This window comes from Streptomyces sp. NPDC102270 (genome assembly GCF_044766405.1).
GTDB lineage: Bacteria > Actinomycetota > Actinomycetes > Streptomycetales > Streptomycetaceae > Streptomyces.
The window spans coordinates 50,990-69,431 of record NZ_JBIWLX010000012.1 but is presented as its reverse complement, the minus strand read 5'-3'; the positions used below and the strand labels follow the sequence as shown (position 1 = coordinate 69,431).

Below are 18,442 nucleotides of genomic sequence, written 5' to 3'. Positions count from 1 at the left end.
TCCCCGTGTCTGCGGTGGGCGAGCCGGACGCTTCGGTCAGGCGAGCACGTTCTTGGCCCGCAGCGTGTCCCGGATGGCTGCGACGGAGGTCAGGCCGCGGATCTCGGCCTGCGCCAACGAAATGCCGAAGGTGTGCTCCAGCGCGATGACGAGCTGGATGTGCTTGAGACTCGTCCACGCGCCGGACTTGCCCGGCCCGGCCTCGTCGTCGATTTCCGCCGGGTCGGTCTCCAGGACCTCGGCGATGAGCCGGACCAGCGGCGTGGCGTCGGGCGCGGATTCGCGGACGGACCGTGGCCGCATGTCCGTCCACACCTCCTCGATGTAGGCGAGGCACTCCTGCTTGCTCGCCGTCTTCCCGGCGTCGTGCCAGCCCGGCGGGTTCTCCTTGTGGTCAGGCCAGATGGAGTGCTGGTCCTCGTCGTTCACGACCACCCGGTAGGTGGGGGCGGCCGAGTCGGTGTCGGTCATGGAGGTCTCCTTCCAGGGGACGCTCAGGTGGCACGTGCGGAGTCGGAAGTCGCGGCCACGGGCTCCGTCTCACCGCCTCCGTCCGGCAGCAGGGCCTCTGCGTGCCGGATGGTGGGCGTGAGGAAGCCGATGACGGCGAGGACGACCGCGGCCAGGCCGGAGAGGATGAACAGGACGGCGATCCCGCTGCCCGGTCCGGTGCCGGTGACGGGACCGAAGACCGGGGCGAGCCACCCGCCCGGCCGCATGGCGGGTTCGAGGACCTGGTCGGCGAGCACGCCGGCGGAGAGATAGGCGAGCGGGCTCGCGATGTTCTCGGTCATCTGGACCGCGGCGAAGATGCGCCCCTGGAGGTGGGGCGGGGTCTTCTCCTGCCAGATGCTCTGGTTGTAGCCGTCGATGAAGGGGAGGGCACCCCAGCCGAGGAACAGCGCGATCGACCAGATCCAGATGCCGTCGAAGCCGAAGAAGATCCGCCCCGGAACGGCCAGGACCAGGATCGCGATGAGCATGCGGAGAATCTTCTTGTCGGTGGGTTTGAGCATGGCCAGCCAGATGCCCGCCCCCGTCCCGCCGATCGCCCCGATGGCCTGGACGATGCCCAGCGCACTGGCCGAGTCGTCCGTGCGGGCGAGGATCAGGGGCGGGAAGAGCACCCAGCCGAACGCGGACAGGAAGCTGATCGAGAGCATGATGCACAGGAGTCCGACCAGGGGTGGCCGGCGCGCGATGTAGCCGAAGGCCGTGCCTATCTCGCGCCGGAACCCGGAAGCCGCCTCCGTGGTGTGGTCGCGGCGGGGGGTGGGCGGCAGTGTGACTGCGAACACCGCGGCGACCGCCAGCGCACACGAGGCCGTGTCGACGGCGAGCACCGGGGCGATCCCGATCGCCGACACCAGGGGCGCGGCCAGGGCGGGGGCGACCACGTACGGCGCCGCCCGCAGCATCGTCATCATCGCGTTGGCCCGGGTGTAACCACCCTTCTCGATCATCAGGGTGATGGTGGCGCCGTACGCGGGGGCCTGGAACGCGAGGAACGCTCCGGTGAGGAAGTTCACCGCGTACAGCTGCCACAGCTGGGGGTCCCCGAACACGTAGACGAGGAGCAGCAGCCCGGTCACGACCCCCGCGCCCACGTCCGAGGCGATGATCGTGACGCGGCGGTCCCAGCGGTCGATCAGCGCCCCCGCGATGGGCGAGAAGATGACGGTCGCACCGAAGGCAACGAACGAGAGCAGAGTCACGTTGAGGGCCGAGTGCGTATCTTCGTAGACACGGATGCCGATGGCGAAGTTGGTCATCCGGGTGCCGACAGCCGACAGCATCTGGCCGGTCCACATCACGGTGAACCCGGTGAAACCCGAGGCACGTTTCACAGGTGACTCATGTCCTTCCCTCTGTAGGTGTTTCCTCACGGGCCTGGTCGGCGATCGTGGGACGGTCGGTGAACTGCCTCGCGGTGAGGGGCACACCGGCCTGGTTCGCCCGGTGGGCCGCCTGGATGGCGAGCATCGAGTCGCCGCCGAGGGCGAAGAAGTCGTCGTGGACGCCGATCCGGGCCACGTCCAGGTGCAACAGGTCGGCCCAGATGCGCGCCAGTGTCAGTTCCCGCTCGTCGCGGGGCCCTTCGCCCGTCTGTTCCGCCAGGGTCAGCGGCACCGCCGGTGACCAGCCGGACGTCGTCATCGGCGAATCCAGCTCCCACCGTCTCTCCAGGGAGGCCCAAGGATCGTCCCCTTCGGGAAACAGCACCGCGCACTCGGCTGGCTCAGTGCCGACCACGGCGGTGAGGTTAGCCAGCGCCACGTCCACATCACCAGTGATCATCCGGACAACTTCGTCATCGCCGAGGCGGGCCGGCGCCTCGGTGCCGGGCGGCACGCAGACGACGAGGCGGCGGCCGTGGCCGTGCTGCAGCGCGGCCAGCCGTACCAGGTCGGCCCGTGACCAGCCCGTCGCCGTGGTGACCACCCACTTCACCGGAGGGACGCGGAACGCCTGGTGCAGCCGCCGCACGACCGTCTCGCCGACCGAGGCCGGCAACGGGCCGGTCAGCACCTCCGTCCCGGGGAGCGCGGCGAGCTCCACGTACAGCCGGGCGTCCATGCGGGCCTCGAGCCGGGGCTCCAGCAGCCCCTCCGAGGCCCGGCTCAGCACCACCAGCGGACGGCTGGATCGGGACCGGTACGCCCTGACCGCCGCCACAACGTCGGTCAGCGCGTCGTCCAGGCGACGGACCAGCCCGCCCAGCCGTCGGGGCACCGGTGACCCGATCAGATCGGCCCAGCGCAGCACGACCGCGTTGAGCCCTTCGGACCCGGCCGCGAAGGCGCCGGCGGGGTCGAGAAGGGTCCCGAACACACGGGAGGTGATGGCGAGGCCGGGCGCGGGGCCGAAGCGGGCCAGCGGCCGCTCGGTCTCCCGGCGGATCGGCTCGGCCGCACAGGTCGTGGCGATGGCCAGCCTCGGCACGCCGGTACGCGACCGGACGCGGGCGGGTTCCGGCAGCGGTGGCCCGGGGACGGCGCCGTCGGGCGCGTCGCTCATCCGCGCCACGACCGACTCGAAGCGGGAGAGCAGATCGTCCACCACGTCCCCGCCGAGCCTGGCGGGGTCGTACTCCACTTCCGCCTCCAGTACTCCGTCCCGCCGACGCAGGTGGAGGAACAACTCGAACGCGGTGGCCGCCGCCGGCACCTCGTGCGTCCGCACGGACACCCCCGGCAGGTCGAGGCCGACCGACGGCTCGTCCACCACGTTGAACGCGTGCTGGAAGACCGGGTGGTGCGACGGGTCGCGTGGCGGCCGGACCTCCTCGACGATCCGGGCGAACGGCAGGCCCCGGTGTCGCTGCGAGCTCAGCACGGTCTCGTGCACACGGCGCAGCAGCGCCCGCGACGTGGGGGCCCCCGACAGGTCCAGGCGAAGTGGCATCAGGTTGGCGAAGCGGCCGACAAGGCCCTGCAGTTCGGGGCGGTCCCGGCCCCCTGACGGCATGCCGAGCACGACGTCGCCGCTGCGGCTCTCCTCGCCCAGCACCACCGCGTACGCGGTGAGCAGCACGACGAAGGTACTGACGCCGCACACCCGGGCGAGTTCCGCGGCACGTGCACCGAGGTCGCCGCCGAGCGGCCGGGTCACCGCACCGGTCTCCCCCGCCGCCGAGGCGTTCTCACCGGCGCGGGCCAGTACCAGTCGTGGCGGCGCGTCCCGGAGGCGGTCCGTCCAGTAGGCCGAGTCGGCATCGGCGGCCTCACCGGCCAGCCGGTTCTGCTCCCACACCACGTAGTCCGTCATCTGGACGGGCAGCCGGGGCAGCGGCTCGCCCAGCCCCAGCCTGGCCCGGTAGGCGGCGGACAGGTCCGTAAGGAAGATGTGCCAGGATCCGTCGTCGCAGGCGATGTGGTGCATGCCGATCAACAGGTGATGCCGGTCGGGCCCGTCCTTGAGGAGCCGTACCCGCAGCAGTGGCCCCGTCCGCAGGTCGTACGGCTGCGCCGCGTGCGCCCGGATCGCCGCGGCCGGCTCGTCCGGTCGCCCGGTGACGTCGTCCGTCCGTGCGGTGGGCCACCAGCAGTCGAGCCGGTCATGGACGACCAGGACGGGGCGGCCCTCCTCGAAGCCGAACGTGGTGCGCAGGGCCTCGTGCCGCCGCACGACGTCGTCCACCGCCCCGCGCAGCGCCGCCTCGTCGAGAGGCCCGGTCAGGGTGGCCGCGAAGGTGATCGCCGCGGAGCGGGTGCCCAGTTGGGCGAGCGCCCACATCCGCCGCTGGGTCGGGGTCGGCTCGACGGGCCGGTCCCGGGTCGCCGGCACGACCGCCGGGTGGCCACCGGGCTCCGGTGCGTCCTCTTCCTCCGAGGCGCCCGCCAGGTCGATCGCGCGGGCCTGCGCCGTGATCACGGGGTCGGCGTAGAACTCGTGGAACGGCACGGTCACACCGAACTCCCGGTGCACCTGGGCCAGCACCCTGGTGGCCAGCAGTGAGTGACCGCCCAGCGCGAAGAAGTTGGTGTGCGTGCCGACCGCCGTGTCGATGTCGAGCTGCTCGGCCCACAGCGCCGCCAGCCGTTTCTCCGTCTCCGTCCGCGGCGGCACGTACTCCTGCGGATCCACTTCCGCGGCGGGCTCCGCGGGGCGCCTCACCGACTTCATGATCTGCGCCGCGGTGGCGAGGTGGGCCGCCGTGTGGTCCGCGCGTTCGGGCCCCGGCGGCGCTGCCCGCCATGCGGCGTGCATCCGCCGGGCGGCGAGCGTCCCGAGTGCGGCGAAGAATTCCTCGGTGTACGGAACGTGCCCGAACGCGTCGGCGGCGGAGTCGGCGATCTCGGTGACCCCCAGCCCGGCGGCGAACTCCTCGGGCCACGTCACCTCGACGCCGGGCACCTTGGCCAGGCCCCGGGCCAGCCTCTCGTCGGCCGCGCCGAAGTCGGTCCCCTCCCGGGACGGGCAGACCATCATCAGCAGCGGCGCGTTCGTCCGGGAACGGAAGGAGACGACGCCCGCGAGCAGTTCGTCGACCACTGCGGCGAGGTGGTCCGCCGAGGAGCCGCCGAGACGGTGGCGGGACCAGTCCTCCCAGCGCAGCAGGACGACCTGCCCGTCGCTGGCGTCGCCGCCGAGGAGCTGCTGGAGGAGCTGGCCGTAGGGCGCGAATCGCGTATGGAACGGAACGCGTGAGAAACCGGACCAGAACCGCATGGTCTCGCCCATCGGCTCGGCCGTGAACGACGCCGCGACCTGGACCGTGCGGCGGCGCACCGGCACCAGTTCGGCGATCGGCAGGTGGGGCGTCTCGGCAAGCCCGGTCAGTACGGCGGCCAGGTCGTCGAGGACGTGCCGCGCGGTCTCGTGCAGGTAGAGGTCAGTGCTGTAGCCGAGGAAGCCGGTCAGCCCGCCGGCCGAGCGGCGCAGCGTCAGGAACATGTCGAAGTCGGTGGTGCCCGTCTCGACGTGCTCCGGCGTGAACGTGACGCCGCCCGCCTCGCGGGGCTCCGTCGAGCCGATCTCGCTGACGCTGAGCATGATCTGGAACAGGGGGTTGTACGCGGGCCGCCGGGTGGGGGCGAGCTCCCGCACGAGCCGGGCGAAGGGCACGTCCTGGTGCGCCGCCGCGGCGACGGCCGACCGCTGGACCCGACGCATCAGCTCCTCGCCTGACGGGTTGCCGGACAGCTCGACGCGGGTCACCAGTGTGTCGGCGAAACAGCCGACGAGCGGTTCGAGTTCCGTACGCCGCCGACGCGCGACCGGCGTGCCGAACAGCACGTCGTCCTGCCCGGTGGCCTGGTGGACCAGCGTCGCGAAGGCAGCGGTGACGACGCTGTTGAGGGTGACCCCCGCCCGCCGGGCCACCGCCACCAGACGGTCGGTCACGTCGGCGGCGAGAGCGAACTCCGCGTGGGCTCCCCGCCCGCTCTGCTGGGACGGGCGGGGCCGGTCCTCCGGAACGGTCGAGAGGGCCGGAGTGCCGGCCAGCCGCTCGCGCCAGTAGGCGAACTGCGACGCGAGCCGTTCGTCGGTGGCCGCCTCTCGTTCGGCCGCGGCATGGTCGGCGAACCTCAGCCGGAGCTCGGGCAGTTCGGCGTCCCCGCCGGTGCGGCGGGCGTAGCAGGCGACCAGGTCGTCCAGGAAGACCTCGGTGGACCAGCCGTCGATGACGATGTGGTGGGCGCAGACCAACAGCAGGTGCTCTCGCGAGCCCAGCTCCAGCAATGTCACGGCCACCGGCGGAGCGGCGGTCAGGTCGAACACCGGCCGGACCCGCTCGGCGACCAGCCGTGCGAGAGCCGGTGAGTCCGGTCCGGTCGCCTCCACGGCGACCACGGGCATGGGCGGCAGGAACGAGTCGAGAACGATCTGGCGAGGCCCGTCGGGGGTCTTCCGGAACACCGTTCTCAGCGCCGACTGGCGGGTGACGACGTCCCCGGTCGCCGCGTGCAGAGCGGACCGGTTCAGCGGACCGGTCAGCCGGATCGCGAACGTCACCGGCACCGCGCTGCCGGGAGAGAGCTGGTCGGCCAGCCACAGCCGCTCCTGTGCGGGCGACAGGGGCAGCGCATCCCCGTCACCGTTCCCGGGGGTCGGTGCGGAGGCGGTGCCTCGCTGGGCGAGCCTGGCCTGGAGCAACCTGTGCTGCTGCGGGGTGAGCCCGTCGAGCAGCTCGCCGAGGTCCTTGGTCATCGCACCGTCCGCCCTTCGAGTTCCGCGACCCCGTCACTGATCGACGCGAGCATGAGATCGGCCATGCGGCCGGCGAGCCCGTCGCCGACCAGGTCGGGCCGTACCCGGACCATCAACTCCCGTTTCTCCGTGAGCGGCCGCCGCGCGATCGTGACGGTCATCGGGAAGTCGTTGCGGTCGGAGTACCAGAACTGCAGCGGCCGGATGTGCCGGAGGTCGGCGAGGGAGTCGTAGGCGTGGAAGTCGGCATAGTTGAACAGCACGTCGAACGGTGCCGAGCCGAGGGCGCCGCGGAGCGTGGCCAGGGGGAATCTGCGATAGGGCATGACCTCGCGTTCCGCGGCCCAGGCCGAGGCGACCACGTCGCCGAAGGTCGGCGCGTCCGCGGTGCGGACGCGAAGCGGCACGCTGTTGACGAACATGCCGATCAGTCGGTCCGCGCCGTCCGTCTCGACGCGGCCGTTGACGGTCAGACCGGTCACGACGTCTCCGCAGCCGCTCAGCTCGGCCAGAGCCCGCAGGTGCGCCCCGAGGAAGACGCTCTTGACCGGCACGGCCAGCCGCGCGGCCGCCGCCCGCGCGCTCCGCAGTACCTCGGGGTCGAGCACGTGCCGGGCGTCGACGTCGGGATCGGCCGACGGGTCCGAGGCGGGCCGCGCTCGCGCCGTCACCGCCGGCGCGGGAGCGTGCCCCTTCAGCATCGCCGTGAAGAACTCGGCGGCGCCGGGGTCGTCGGCCGTGCGCTGTTCGAGCGCCACGAACTCGCGGTAACCGCCCGCCCGCGACGGCTCCGCGGTGCCCACGCCGCGCCCGGACATCCGGCGGTCGTAGCCCCGCACGACCTCGGTGAGGAAGACCGCGAGGCTCCATCCGTCCATCACCGCGTGATGCACCGACAGCGCCAGCGTCCACGAGCCGTCGCCGTGGTCCAGCGCGTGACACCGGGCCAGCGGAGGCCGGGTGAGGTCGAACCACTCGTGCCAGTTCGGCATCCACCAGTCGCGCACCGCCGCCGCGTGGTCGCCCGTCGGCGGGACCGGCGCCTGAAGCACCGTCAGCGGGATCGGAGCCTCCTTGTGCACCCGTAGGACCGGCCCGTCGTCGTGCAGCAGGTCGAACGAGGCGCGCAGCAGGTCGTGCCGGGCCGAGACGGCGTTCAGTACGTCGCCCAGTGCCGCGGGGTCCAGCGGTCCGGCGAGGCGGACGGTGCTCAGGTCGTGGTAGAGGGTCGGATCGTCGCGGATCTCGTACTCGTAGATGATTCCGGTCTGCAGCGTCGCGGCGGGGTAGGCGGCCACCAGCCCGTCCGTCGGGCCGCCGGGCAGGTGATCCGCCGGCTCTCCTGCCGACTCCCCGCCCGCCTCCGGGTGGGCCGCGTCACCTCCGCCGAGGACCGCCTCCACCAGCTCGGCGACCGTGGGATGGGTGAAGAGATCCGCGACCGTCATCGTCAGCCCGGCGGCCCGCGAAGCCGCCACGACCTGGACGGCGTGCATGGAGTCACCGCCGAGTACGAAGAAGTCGTCGTCCTCGCCGACCCGCTCGATGCCGAGCACGTCCGCCCAGATGCCGGACAACGTGGCCGCGGCGGACGCGTCCGGTCGCGCGGCCGCGGGCCGCCCCGCACGCGGGGCGGGGAGCGCGGCCCGGTCGAGCTTGCCGTTCACGGTGAGCGGCAGACGGTCCAGGACGACCAGCGCGGCCGGCACCATGTGCGCGGGCAGTCGCTCCGCGAGCCGTCGTCGCAGCGCGGCGACGTCCGGTCGCGCGCCCGGCGTCGGGACGACGTAGCCGACGAGCCGTTCCGTTCCCTCCCCGTCGGCCCGCACCACCACGGCCGCTGAACGCACCTCCGGCACGGCGAGCAGTGTCGCCTCGATCTCCCCCGGTTCGATCCGGAAGCCGCGCAGTTGTACCTGCTGGTCGGCGCGCCCGCAGAACTCGAGCTCGCCGTCGGGTCGCAGGACGGCGAGATCGCCGGTCCGGTACATCCTGGCGCCGGTACCGGTGAAGGGGTCGGGCAGGAACCGCTCCGCGGTGAGACCGGGCCGCCCCAGGTAGCCGCGCGAGACGCCCGCACCGCTCACGTACAACTCACCCCGCACGCCGACCGGGACCGGTTCGAGGTCGGCGTCCAGCAGGGCCAGCCCGAGGTCGGCGAGCGGAGCGCCGATGGGGCTGCCCGGCGCCTGGGCATCCGCGGCGTCCAGGAGCCGGAGCGTCACGTGGACGGTCGTCTCCGTGATTCCGTACATGTTGACGAGGCGTGGGGTCCGGTCGCCGTAGTGCGCCAGCCAGTCGTGCAGTTTGGCGGGTTCGAGCGCCTCCCCACCGAAGACGACGAGGCGCAGGTCCGTCGCCGGATGGCCGCGGTCGGCGGCGACCGCGGCGAGCTGCCGGAACGCCGAGGGTGTCTGGCTGAGGACGGTGACGCGCTCGTTCCTCAGCAGCTCCCAGAACGCCTCGGGATCCCTGCTCACCGCGTAGGGAACGACCACGACCCGGCCGCCGTGCAGCAGTGCTCCCCACAGCTCCCACACGGAGAAGTCGAAGGCGAAGGAGTGGAACAGCGACCAGGTGTCCTGGGGTCCGAACGCGAAGTCCCCGGCGGTGACGGTGAAGAGCCGGGACACGTTGGCATGCGTCACCGCCACGCCCTTCGGGCGTCCGGTCGAGCCGGAGGTGTAGATGACGTAGGCAATGTTCTCCGGGCTCGCGCCGCTGTCCGGCGGGGCGTCGGGCGCGGTGGTGTCGTACGCGTCGGCGACGTCGACGAAGTCGGACCCGGGTACCAGGTCCGCGTGTCGGCGGTGTCCGACGACCGTGCGGCAGCCGGAGTCCTCGACGGTCAGCGCGAGACGCTCCGGTGGATAGCCGGGGTCGAGCGGCAGGTAGCCCGCGCCGGCCTTGAGCACGGCCAGGATCGCGACGGCGATGTCGGCCCCGCGGTCGAGGCAGATTCCGACCAGCGTCTCCGGCCTCGCGCCGCGGGCCCGCAACCCGTGCGCCAGCCGGTTGGACGCCAGGTCCAGCTCCCGGTAGGTGAGACGGGTGAGGCCGTCGCTGACGGCCACCCGGTCCGGGGTACGGCCGGCCTGGGCGGAGAAGAGCTCGTGCAGACAGGTCTCGGGGCCGGGCGTCCGCGTGGGGAGGAGCACACCGCGTTCGGCCTCGGTGGTGGGCCGCAGGGTGCCCAGCGGGGCGCCGGGTTCGGCCACGGCCGCATCCAGGAGCCGTGTGTACCAGCGCAGGAGCCGCTCGGCCGTGGCGCGCTCGAACAGGTCGGCGCTGTACTCCGCCGTGACCCGGACGCCCTGCGGCAGCTCGTCGAGCTCAAGGGTGAGGTCGAACTTCGCGGTGCCGTTGTCGAGGGCGACCGGCTCGACGTCGAGCCCCGGCAGTCCGGCCTGCGGCCGCAGCGGCCCCTGGTAGGCGAACGCCACCTGCGCGATCGGCTGCCTGGACAGGTCGCGGTCGGGCGCGACCTTGGCCACGACGGCGTCGAGAGGGACGTACTGGTGCTCGTGCGCGTCCATCGTGAGGTCGTGGGCCCCCCGGAGAAACGAGCGAAAGGTCTGCCGGCCGTCCGGTCGCAGGCGCAGCGGCACGGTGTTGGTGAAGAAACCGACCAGGTCCTCCGTCTGCAGGCTCGGCCGCCCGGCCGTCGGCGCGGCCACCACCATGTCGTCCCCCGCGCCGACGACACGAAGCAGCGCACCGAACGCGGCCAGGTACACGGCGAACGGGGTGGCGTTCTCTGCGGCGGCCAAGGCGGCGACGGCGGCTGCCTGGTCCGCCGTCAGCGTCGTGGTGACCCGGCCGCCCACGTGGGTCTGGACCGGTGGCCGGGGCCTGTCCGTGGGCAGCTCGATGCGGGTGGGAGCACCGCTCAGCGCCTCGCTCCAGTACACGAGGCCGGACTCCAGGGCGCCGGAGTGGGCGAGCCCGTCGTGCCACCGTGCGAAGTCGGCGTAACGGAGCGCGGGCGGACTCGGGTGACCGCCCTCCCCCGTTTCCCGGGCGTAGAGCAGAGCCAGATCGCGGTCGAAGACGTTCTGCGACCATCCGTCGGTGACCAGATGGTGCATCACCACCACGAACAGATGGTCGTCCGGCGCGAACGCGTACAGGGTGGCCCGGACCAGCGGCGCACGGCCGAGGTCGAAGGGGCGCGCGGCCTCGGCCGCGGCCTCCGCCAGGACCTCCTCGACCGAACGTCCGGCCGCGTCGACCACAGTCGGCGGGGCGACGTCCTCGGCGGTCTCGGACACGACGAGGTTGCCGTCGACGAGTCCGAAGGCCGACCGCAGCGCGTCGTGGCGGTCGACGAGCGCGGCGAGCGCCCTGGCGAGGGCTGCGGTGTCCAGGGGGCCGCGCAACCGCAGCGCGGACGGCACGTTGTAGGCGGGGGCGGCGGCGGGATTGAGGTGGGACAGGAACCAGAGCCGGCGCTGTCCCGGCGCCGGGACGCGGGGCGCGTCCGACGGCGTGACCTCCGGGAGGGACGCTCGTCCGTCGTCCCCGGCGCGGACCAGGACGGCGAGAACGGCCAGCGACTCGGCCGCGAGGAACTCCCGCAGGGTCGGCCGGGCCCCGAGGTCGGCCGCGATCCTCGTGAGCACACGGGCGGCCTGCAGGGAACTGCCGCCCAGCCGGGTGAAGCCGTCGGCCCGGCCCACGGGCCGCACGCCGAGCACGTCCTCCCAGATGGCGGCGAGGGCGCGTTCGAGGTCGTCCGATGGTTCCTCGAAGGGTGCACCGTCCGGCCGGCTGCTGAGTTCCAGCGCTCGCAGCACCGCGCGGTCGACTTTCCCCCCGTGCGTCTGCATGGGCAGCGCCGCGAGTGGCACGAACAGCGAGGGAACCATGGTCGGCGGCAGGGCGGCGGCGGCTTCGCGGCGAAGCCGGGCGGCCGAGATGCGGGTACCGCAGACGAACGCCACCAGCCGGGCGTCGGCACCGTCACCGCGGGCGACCACCGCGCACTGGCGCACGCCGGGAAGAGTGGAGATCACCCGCTCCACCTCGGCGGGTTCGATTCGGACGCCGCGGATCTTCACCTGGTCGTCGGTCCTGCCGGCGAACTCGAGTTGGCCGTCGGGCAGAACGCGCGCGAGGTCGCCTGTCCGGTAGAGCCGAGCGCCCGGCCGCTCGGCGAAGGGATGCGGGACGAAGACGTCGGCGGTCAGCGCCGGTTGGCCCAGATAGCCGCGGCTCACCGTCGGGCCGCCCAGGTAGAGCTCACCCACCGTCCCGGGTGCGACCGGCCAGAGGTCGGCGTCGAGGACGTATGCCTCCACACCGGGGAGCGGGTGGCCGATCGGCGGCTGCCGGTCCGGGAGCCGCCGATCGCCGGTGGTGACGATCAAGGTCGTCTCGGTGGGTCCGTAGGCGACGTGGAAGTGCCGTCCCCGTTCCCAGCGTTCGACGACTTCCGGGGGGACCACCTCGCCGCCGACCACCAGGGTGCGCAGGTCGGGCAGCTCGGCGTCCGGCAGCACCGCGAGGACCGAGGGCGGCAGGAAGGCCGTCGTGACGCGCTCCTGTTCGAGCAGTCGCGCCAGTCCGGGGCCGATCAGGTCGGCGCCCGGCGGCGGGAGCACCACCGCGCCCCCGTTGGCCAGCGGCCCGAAGATCTCCCCGATGGTCGCGTCGAACGTGATCCCGGCGAACTGCAGGGTCCGGGTCCCGGGGCCGAAGCCGACACGGCTGCCGATCCCGGCGAGGAAGGCGGTCACACACCGGTGTTCGACCATGACGCCCTTCGGCCGCCCGGTCGAACCGGAGGTGTACATGACGTACGCCAGGTCTCCGGGACGCGCAGACGGGCGGGGGCGGCCGTCACCGGGCGGGGGGCCGACGCGCTCGTCGGCCAGCACCACAGGGCAGGCGTCGGTGGGCAGCCGGTCGGCGAGATCCGTCCGGGTGACCACCAGGGCGACGCCGGCGTCGTCGAGCATGACGCCGAGCCGACGGGGCGGATACGCCGTCTCCAGCCCGATGTACGCGGCGCCGGACTTCAGCACCGCCAACAGTGCGACGACGAGTTCGGGAGAGCGGTCGAGCAGAACGCCGACGCAGCCGCCCCGACGGGCGCCGCGTTCCCGCAGCCGCGCGGCGAGCCGGCAGGCCGCCTCGTCGAGCTCGGCGTAGGTGAGCACGGTGCCTTCCTGGACGACCGCGACCGCCTCCGGGGTCGCCAAGGCCTGGCGTTCGAACAGGCCGTGCAGGGTGTCCACGCCGTTCGGGTGGTCATGGGCGCTGGTCATGGCTGGCTGGTCCACCTCCCTGCGGTCCGGCAGCGGACCGCGGTGCCCAGCCTCGCCTGCGGCTCTGGCGCGCCGCTGACGGCCCACTGGTCCGCCGTTGACGCGCTCACGCGCCGTCGGCACGGCTGCCCGCGCCGACCGCGGGCAGCCGCCGCACGCCCCCGGGCTCGGGTGCCAGTTCGGCCGCGACCAGCCGGACCAGCGTGGGCATCCGGTATCGCCCGTCCCGCTGCGCCAGGAGGAGGTGCACGTCGGCGAGGCCGTTGAGGGCGGCGCGCACGCGAGAGAGCGTGAGCCCGGTGCGTGCGGCGATCGCGGGTGAGGCCACGCCCACGGAGTCGACCTGCGGCCAGTCACCGAGCGTCCGGAACATCTTCTTGCCGTCCGCCGACAACAGCCGGTCGTAAGCCACTCGGATGCGGGCCCGCAGGGTCAGCCCGCCGAAGGCCAGTTCGTCGAGGCGCCGCTGCTCGTCAGAGAGTTGACCGGCCATGCAGGTGAGCGAGAGCTCCGGTCGGGCGGCCAGTCGCGCCGCCACGATACGGATGGCGAGCGGCAGGTTCTCGCACAGGTGGACGACGGTCCGCGCGGCCATGAGCTCCGCGTCGACCCGCTGTGGTCCGGCCGTACGGCGCAGCAGGTCCAGCGCCTCCTCGTCGTCCGGGGCACGCAGAGTGAGATGCGCGGAACCGTCGATCATGGTGAGCGCGCGCTTCCCGGTGACCAGCGCGGCCGAGTTGCCGGCCCCGGGCAGCAGCGGGCTGACGTGGCTGAGGCCGACCGCCCCGTCCACCACGATCAGCACGCGCCGGGTCGCCAGCGCCGATCGGAACAGCGCGGCCGACTCCTCGACGGTGCGGGGCGCCGCGGGGACGCCCAGCATGGGGAGCCAGCGCCTGAGGATCTCCACCGGCTCCTGCACGGTGTCGTCGTCTCCGTGCAGGTTGGCGTAGAACTGGCCGTCGGGAAACCGCGGGGCGAGCCGGTGCGCGACGTGCACGGCGAGCGTGGTCTTGCCGACCCCCGCCGAACCGTTGATCATTCCGACCCGCCCCACCCGTTCCTCGGAGAACCAGCCGCAGACCTCCGCCAGTTCGGCCCGGCGGCCCACGAACGTCGAGGTGTCACGAGGCAGTTCGGCGGCCGGCCGGACCTGCCCGCCGGTGACCTCGGAGCGAGTCCGGGCGGCCGCCGCCCCCACGAACCAGAAGCCGTCGGCGTCCCCCGTCCTGCCGACGGCCCGCGCGGACAGGATGTCCCGTTGCAGCTGCCGCAGCTGGGGCCCTGGCTCGATGCCCAGGTCCTCCCGCAACCGGGCACGCAGCCGCCCGTACGCCGCCAGGGCGTCGGCCCTGCGGCCGGTGCCGCAGAGCGCCACCATGAGCAGTGCCCACAGCCGTTCACGGTAGGGATGCGCGGCCACCAGGGTCTCCAGCCGCGGCACCATCGTCGCCTGGCGCCCCAGCGCGAGCGCCGCCTCGGCGGCGTCCTCCGCGACCGCGATGCGCTGGTCCTCCAGGCGTTGGACGTCGGCCTGGAGTGCCGTGGCGGACACATCGGCGAAGGCGGGCCCCCGCCACTGGTCCAACGCCGCCTGAAGGGCGACGAACCCCTCGTCCACCCGCCCGGCCTTGATCGCCGCGCGTCCGCCGGCCGTCAGCTCCTCGAAGCGGTGGAGGTCGAGTGCACCGTCGGGCATCATCATCCGGTAGCCGCCCGCCTCGGTCACCAGCGCGGTGTCCGAGTCGGACTTCAGGACCTGGCGGAGCCGGTAGACGTAGGCCTGCAGGGTGTTCTTGGCCTTGGCGGGGGGAGCGCCCCCCCAGACCTGGTCCTCCAGCTCGTGCACAGGCACCGTCTGGCCGGCCCGCAGCAGCAGGACGGCCAGCACGGTCTTCTGCTTGTCGGCGGCGATGTCGATCAGTCGGTTGCCATCCCGTATCTGGAGGCAACCGAGGATCCGGAATTCCATCATGCTCCCTCGTGTCCCTATGGCCGGCCCGAGGTCGGATCGGGCTCCGGGTGTCAGGAAACGCCGACGTGCCGGGCGTGGTCGGTGACGAAGGCGGCCAGCCGTTCGACGCCCTCGACGGCCTGCCGCCGCGTGAGGTAGCTCCACGCCAGCCGGATGACGTTCTCGCCGCCGCCGCTCGGATGGAAGTAGCGCATGGGCGTCCAGACGACCCCGTACCGTTCGGCGGAAACCGCCAACGCCGCGTCGTCGGCGGCGAACGGCACGGTCACCGCGAGGAAGAAGCCGCCCGCGGGATGGTTCCAGGAGACGCCGTGCGCCGCCCGTTCGTGCTCGGGGAACAACCGGCTCAACGTGTCCAGGACCGCGGTCAGGTTGGCGTCGTAGGTGGAGGCCGCCGCCGCGTTCCGCGCTCGCAGGTCGAAACCCGACTCCAGCAGCAGGCCTCCTACCACCGCCTGACTCAGACTGGGGGTGTTGACGGTGAGCATGCTCTTGAGTTTGGAGATCTCGTCGGCGAGGCGGGTGCACTTGCCGTTCCTGTCCGCCACCTCCTGGTCGGCGACCAGGTAACCGAGCCGAGCGCCGGGAAAGGCGGACTTGGCGAAGGACCCGATGTGGACGACGCATCGCGCCGGGTCGAGCGCCTTCAGCAGCGGCAGCGGCTCGGCGGAGCTGACCATCCGGTACGGGCTGTCCTCCATGATGAGGACGCCGTGCCGGGCGGCGGCCTCCAGCAGCTCGTGGCGCGCCCGAAGGGGCATGGTGCTGCCGGAGGGATTGGAGTAGTCGGGCACGACGTAGCACGCGCGTGGCCTCTTCCCCTGGGCCCGGACCTCCGCCACCGTCCGCTCGAACGCCGCCGCCGTCAGCCCGTCGGACTCCTCCGGGATCTCGGCCACCGCGATGTCGAGCATGCGGGCCGCCCCGGTGATCCCGACGTAGCACGGGCTCGCGACCAGCAGCACGTCACGTGGGGAGGCGAACAGTGTCCGCAGGATGAGGAACATCGCCTCCTGTGCCCCGACCGTGACCACGATGTCGGCGGGATCCGCGGTGATGCCGTCGTCGGCCAGCGTGCGGGCCACCAGGCCCCTGATCTCCCCGGCGGTGGTGCCGTACTGGAACAGCGTGGTGCGGATCTGCTCCTCGGACCGGCCGAGGCCCGCCAGGTGGTCGATGTAGTGACGCAGCCACCGGAACAGCTGCTCGGTCTCGAAGAAGTCCTCCAGCGGCCTGCCCGGCGCGAAGGAGATCGCGTCGGGGTGGCGCAGGGTGATCTCGTTGAGGAAGTTCATCGTGTCCATCACCGGTTCGGACACGCTCGAATGCAGCCCCTCCTTGGACAGCGGCCCGCCGACCGTGTCGACGGGGCCGCCCGCGGCCGGGGCGTGGACGGCCCTGGCGGGGGCGTCGAACAGCAGCGAGGCGTCCAGGTCGGCCGGGCTCCGGCGGCCCGTCTGCAACAGCACGTCCGTGAGTTCGCCGGAGAGGACGTCGAGGACGCCTGCGGCTCCCTCCTCGCCGGCCGCGGCCAGGCCGTACAGCACGGGCCGCCCGACCAGTACGGCGTCCGCGCCGTGGGCGAGGGCGGCCGCGATGTCGCGGCCTGCGCGCACCCCGCCGTCCAGGAGGACCGGACAGCGGCCGCCGACGGCCTCGGCGACGGCCGGCAGCGCGTCGAGCGTGGCGGGGGCCGCGTCCAGTTGGCGGCCCCCGTGGTTGGACACGATGATGCCGTCGACATGGGCCTCGACCGCCCGAGTCGCGTCCGCGGGGGTGAGGATTCCCTTGAGCAGCAGGGGCAGCGGGGAGATCGACCGCAGCCGGTCGACGACCGACCAGTCCAGCGCCGGGTCGAGATCCGAGCGTGCGTAGACGTCGGTCGAGGAGTACGCGGCGGAGGCCGGCAGGTTCGCCGGTCGCACGTCGTCGGGCAGACGGAAAGCGTTGCGGACGTCGCGGGGGCGCCGGCCCAGCCGCGGGCAGTCCACGGTGAGCACCAGTCCGGCGAAGCCCGCGGCGACAGCACGCTCGACCAGCTCGCGCGTCAGCCCGCGGTCGCGGAAGCAGTACAGCTGCAGCCACAGCGGACTGGTGGCGACGGCCGCCAACTCCTCGAACGTGCGGCCGGCGAAGGTACTGACCACGGTCGGGATGCCGAAGCGGCCGGCCGCCCGTACCGTCGCCACCTCTCCGTCGGGATGGACCATCGTGTGATGGGCCATGGGGGCGACGGCGACCGGCATCGCCCACGGCTGGTCGAACAGGCGCACCGAGAGGTCGACCGTGGCCACCCCGGACAGCACCCGTGGCGCGAGCCGTACCGCCTCGAAGGCCGCCGTGTTGGCGGTGACCGCCCGCTCGTCGCCCGCGCCTCCGCAGATGAAGTCCCAGGTCGGCGGGTCGAGCGCGGCGCGGGCTGCCTCGGCGTAGTCGGCGAGCGTGGCCAGAGGTGTCTCGCGGAGCCCCGGCTCAGCCCGCATCGGTGGCTCCCTCGCCGCTCTGCTCCCGCTCGACCGCCTCGTAGAGTCCCTTGATGTTGCCGCTGCCGAAGGTGCGCGCCCCGCGCCGCTCGATCAGCTCCAGGAACAGCGTTCTGCGGGCGTACGGGGACCGGGTGAATATCTGCAGAAGCAGACCCCACTCGTCGCGGTCGGCGAGGATTCCCCTCGCTCGCAGGTCGGGGAGTTCGGTGCCGAGCTCCCCGACCCGGTCCTCGACCAGGTCGTAGTAGGCGGCGGGAGTCGTGAGGAACTCGACGCCCTGGGCGTCGAGGCGCCGCACTCCCTCCCTGATGTCCCCGGTCTCGAAGGCCACGTGCTGGACTCCGGCCCCGCCGTGGGACCGCAGGAAGGTGTCGATCTGACCAGGTTCGTGTGTCGCGTCGGGCTCCAGGATGGTGAGCGTGATTCCGCTGGACAGGTCGCTCACCACCTTGGACAGCATGGCCTGCTGACCTACCTCGATGAACTCGGAGAAGATCTCCTCGAAGCCGAACATCTGTTGGTACAGGCTCACCGTCTTGTCCAGTTCACCGACCGGGACGCAGACGGCGAAGTGGTCGATGTCCCTGAGCAGCTCACCGTCCGGGGCCGCGGGGCTCGGTTCGGCGACGGGCGAGAGGTCGGGGTGCAGAAGTGGCGCACCCTCCTCGATTAGCGTGTGCATGACATCACCGAAACCGCGCACCGCGGCACTCATGACGGTGCCGCCCGAGCCGGTACGGGACGCCGGCTCCATGACCGGATCGGCGCCGTTCGCCACCGCTGTGCGAAAGGTCCGCACGACGTCGGGCACAGCGATCGCGATGTCGGCCACACCGTCGCCGTGCGCGGCCACGTAGCGGGCGACCGGATCACCCGGGTCGGTGGTCGAGGTGAACATCAGACGGATGCGGCCCTGGGCCAGCAGAATCGTCTGGGACTGTCGGCCCGAAGGCGACTCCGCGATCGGGCGGAAGCCGAAGGCCTTGCAGTAGTAGTAGGCCGCCTGGCAGGCGTCACCCACGTAGAAGTGGACATGGCTGAGCCTTGCACGCTCCATG

General features: G+C 72.5%; 6 protein-coding genes and 1 pseudogene. All 7 read right to left on the bottom strand.

All coding sequences use genetic code 11. The features are described from left to right. Window positions 1-264: 264 nt before the first annotated feature. Window positions 265-471: pseudogene (locus ACIRP7_RS25330) on the bottom strand (MbtH family protein); the annotation flags it as partial. 23 nt (window positions 472-494) lie between these two features. Beyond that, on the bottom strand, window positions 495-1,847 hold the full coding sequence (locus ACIRP7_RS25325; protein WP_403663744.1) for an MFS transporter: 1,353 nt from the start codon (window positions 1,845-1,847) through the stop codon (window positions 495-497). 7 nt (window positions 1,848-1,854) lie between these two features. Further along, the gene (locus ACIRP7_RS25320) at window positions 1,855-6,654 is read right to left on the bottom strand and encodes a condensation domain-containing protein (RefSeq protein ID WP_403663741.1); all 4,800 of its coding nucleotides are present in this window, start codon (window positions 6,652-6,654) and stop codon (window positions 1,855-1,857) included. Beyond that, complete coding sequence (locus ACIRP7_RS25315) at window positions 6,651-12,923, bottom strand: amino acid adenylation domain-containing protein (protein WP_403663739.1); 6,273 nt, start codon at window positions 12,921-12,923, stop codon at window positions 6,651-6,653. Before ACIRP7_RS25315 ends, ACIRP7_RS25320 begins: the two co-directional genes overlap by 4 nt. A 106-nt stretch (window positions 12,924-13,029) precedes the next feature. Then, window positions 13,030-14,898, bottom strand: coding sequence for a BTAD domain-containing putative transcriptional regulator (locus ACIRP7_RS25310; RefSeq protein ID WP_403663736.1), 1,869 nt, complete (start codon window positions 14,896-14,898; stop codon window positions 13,030-13,032). Window positions 14,899-14,948: 50 nt separating this feature from the next. Then, entirely contained in the window at window positions 14,949-17,381 is a 2,433-nt protein-coding gene (locus tag ACIRP7_RS25305) for an aminotransferase class I/II-fold pyridoxal phosphate-dependent enzyme (protein ID WP_403663733.1), read from the bottom strand. Beyond that, on the bottom strand, window positions 17,371-18,441 hold the full coding sequence (gene hppD, locus ACIRP7_RS25300; protein WP_403663730.1) for a 4-hydroxyphenylpyruvate dioxygenase: 1,071 nt from the start codon (window positions 18,439-18,441) through the stop codon (window positions 17,371-17,373). Before hppD ends, ACIRP7_RS25305 begins: the two co-directional genes overlap by 11 nt. Window position 18,442 lies beyond the last annotated feature (1 nt).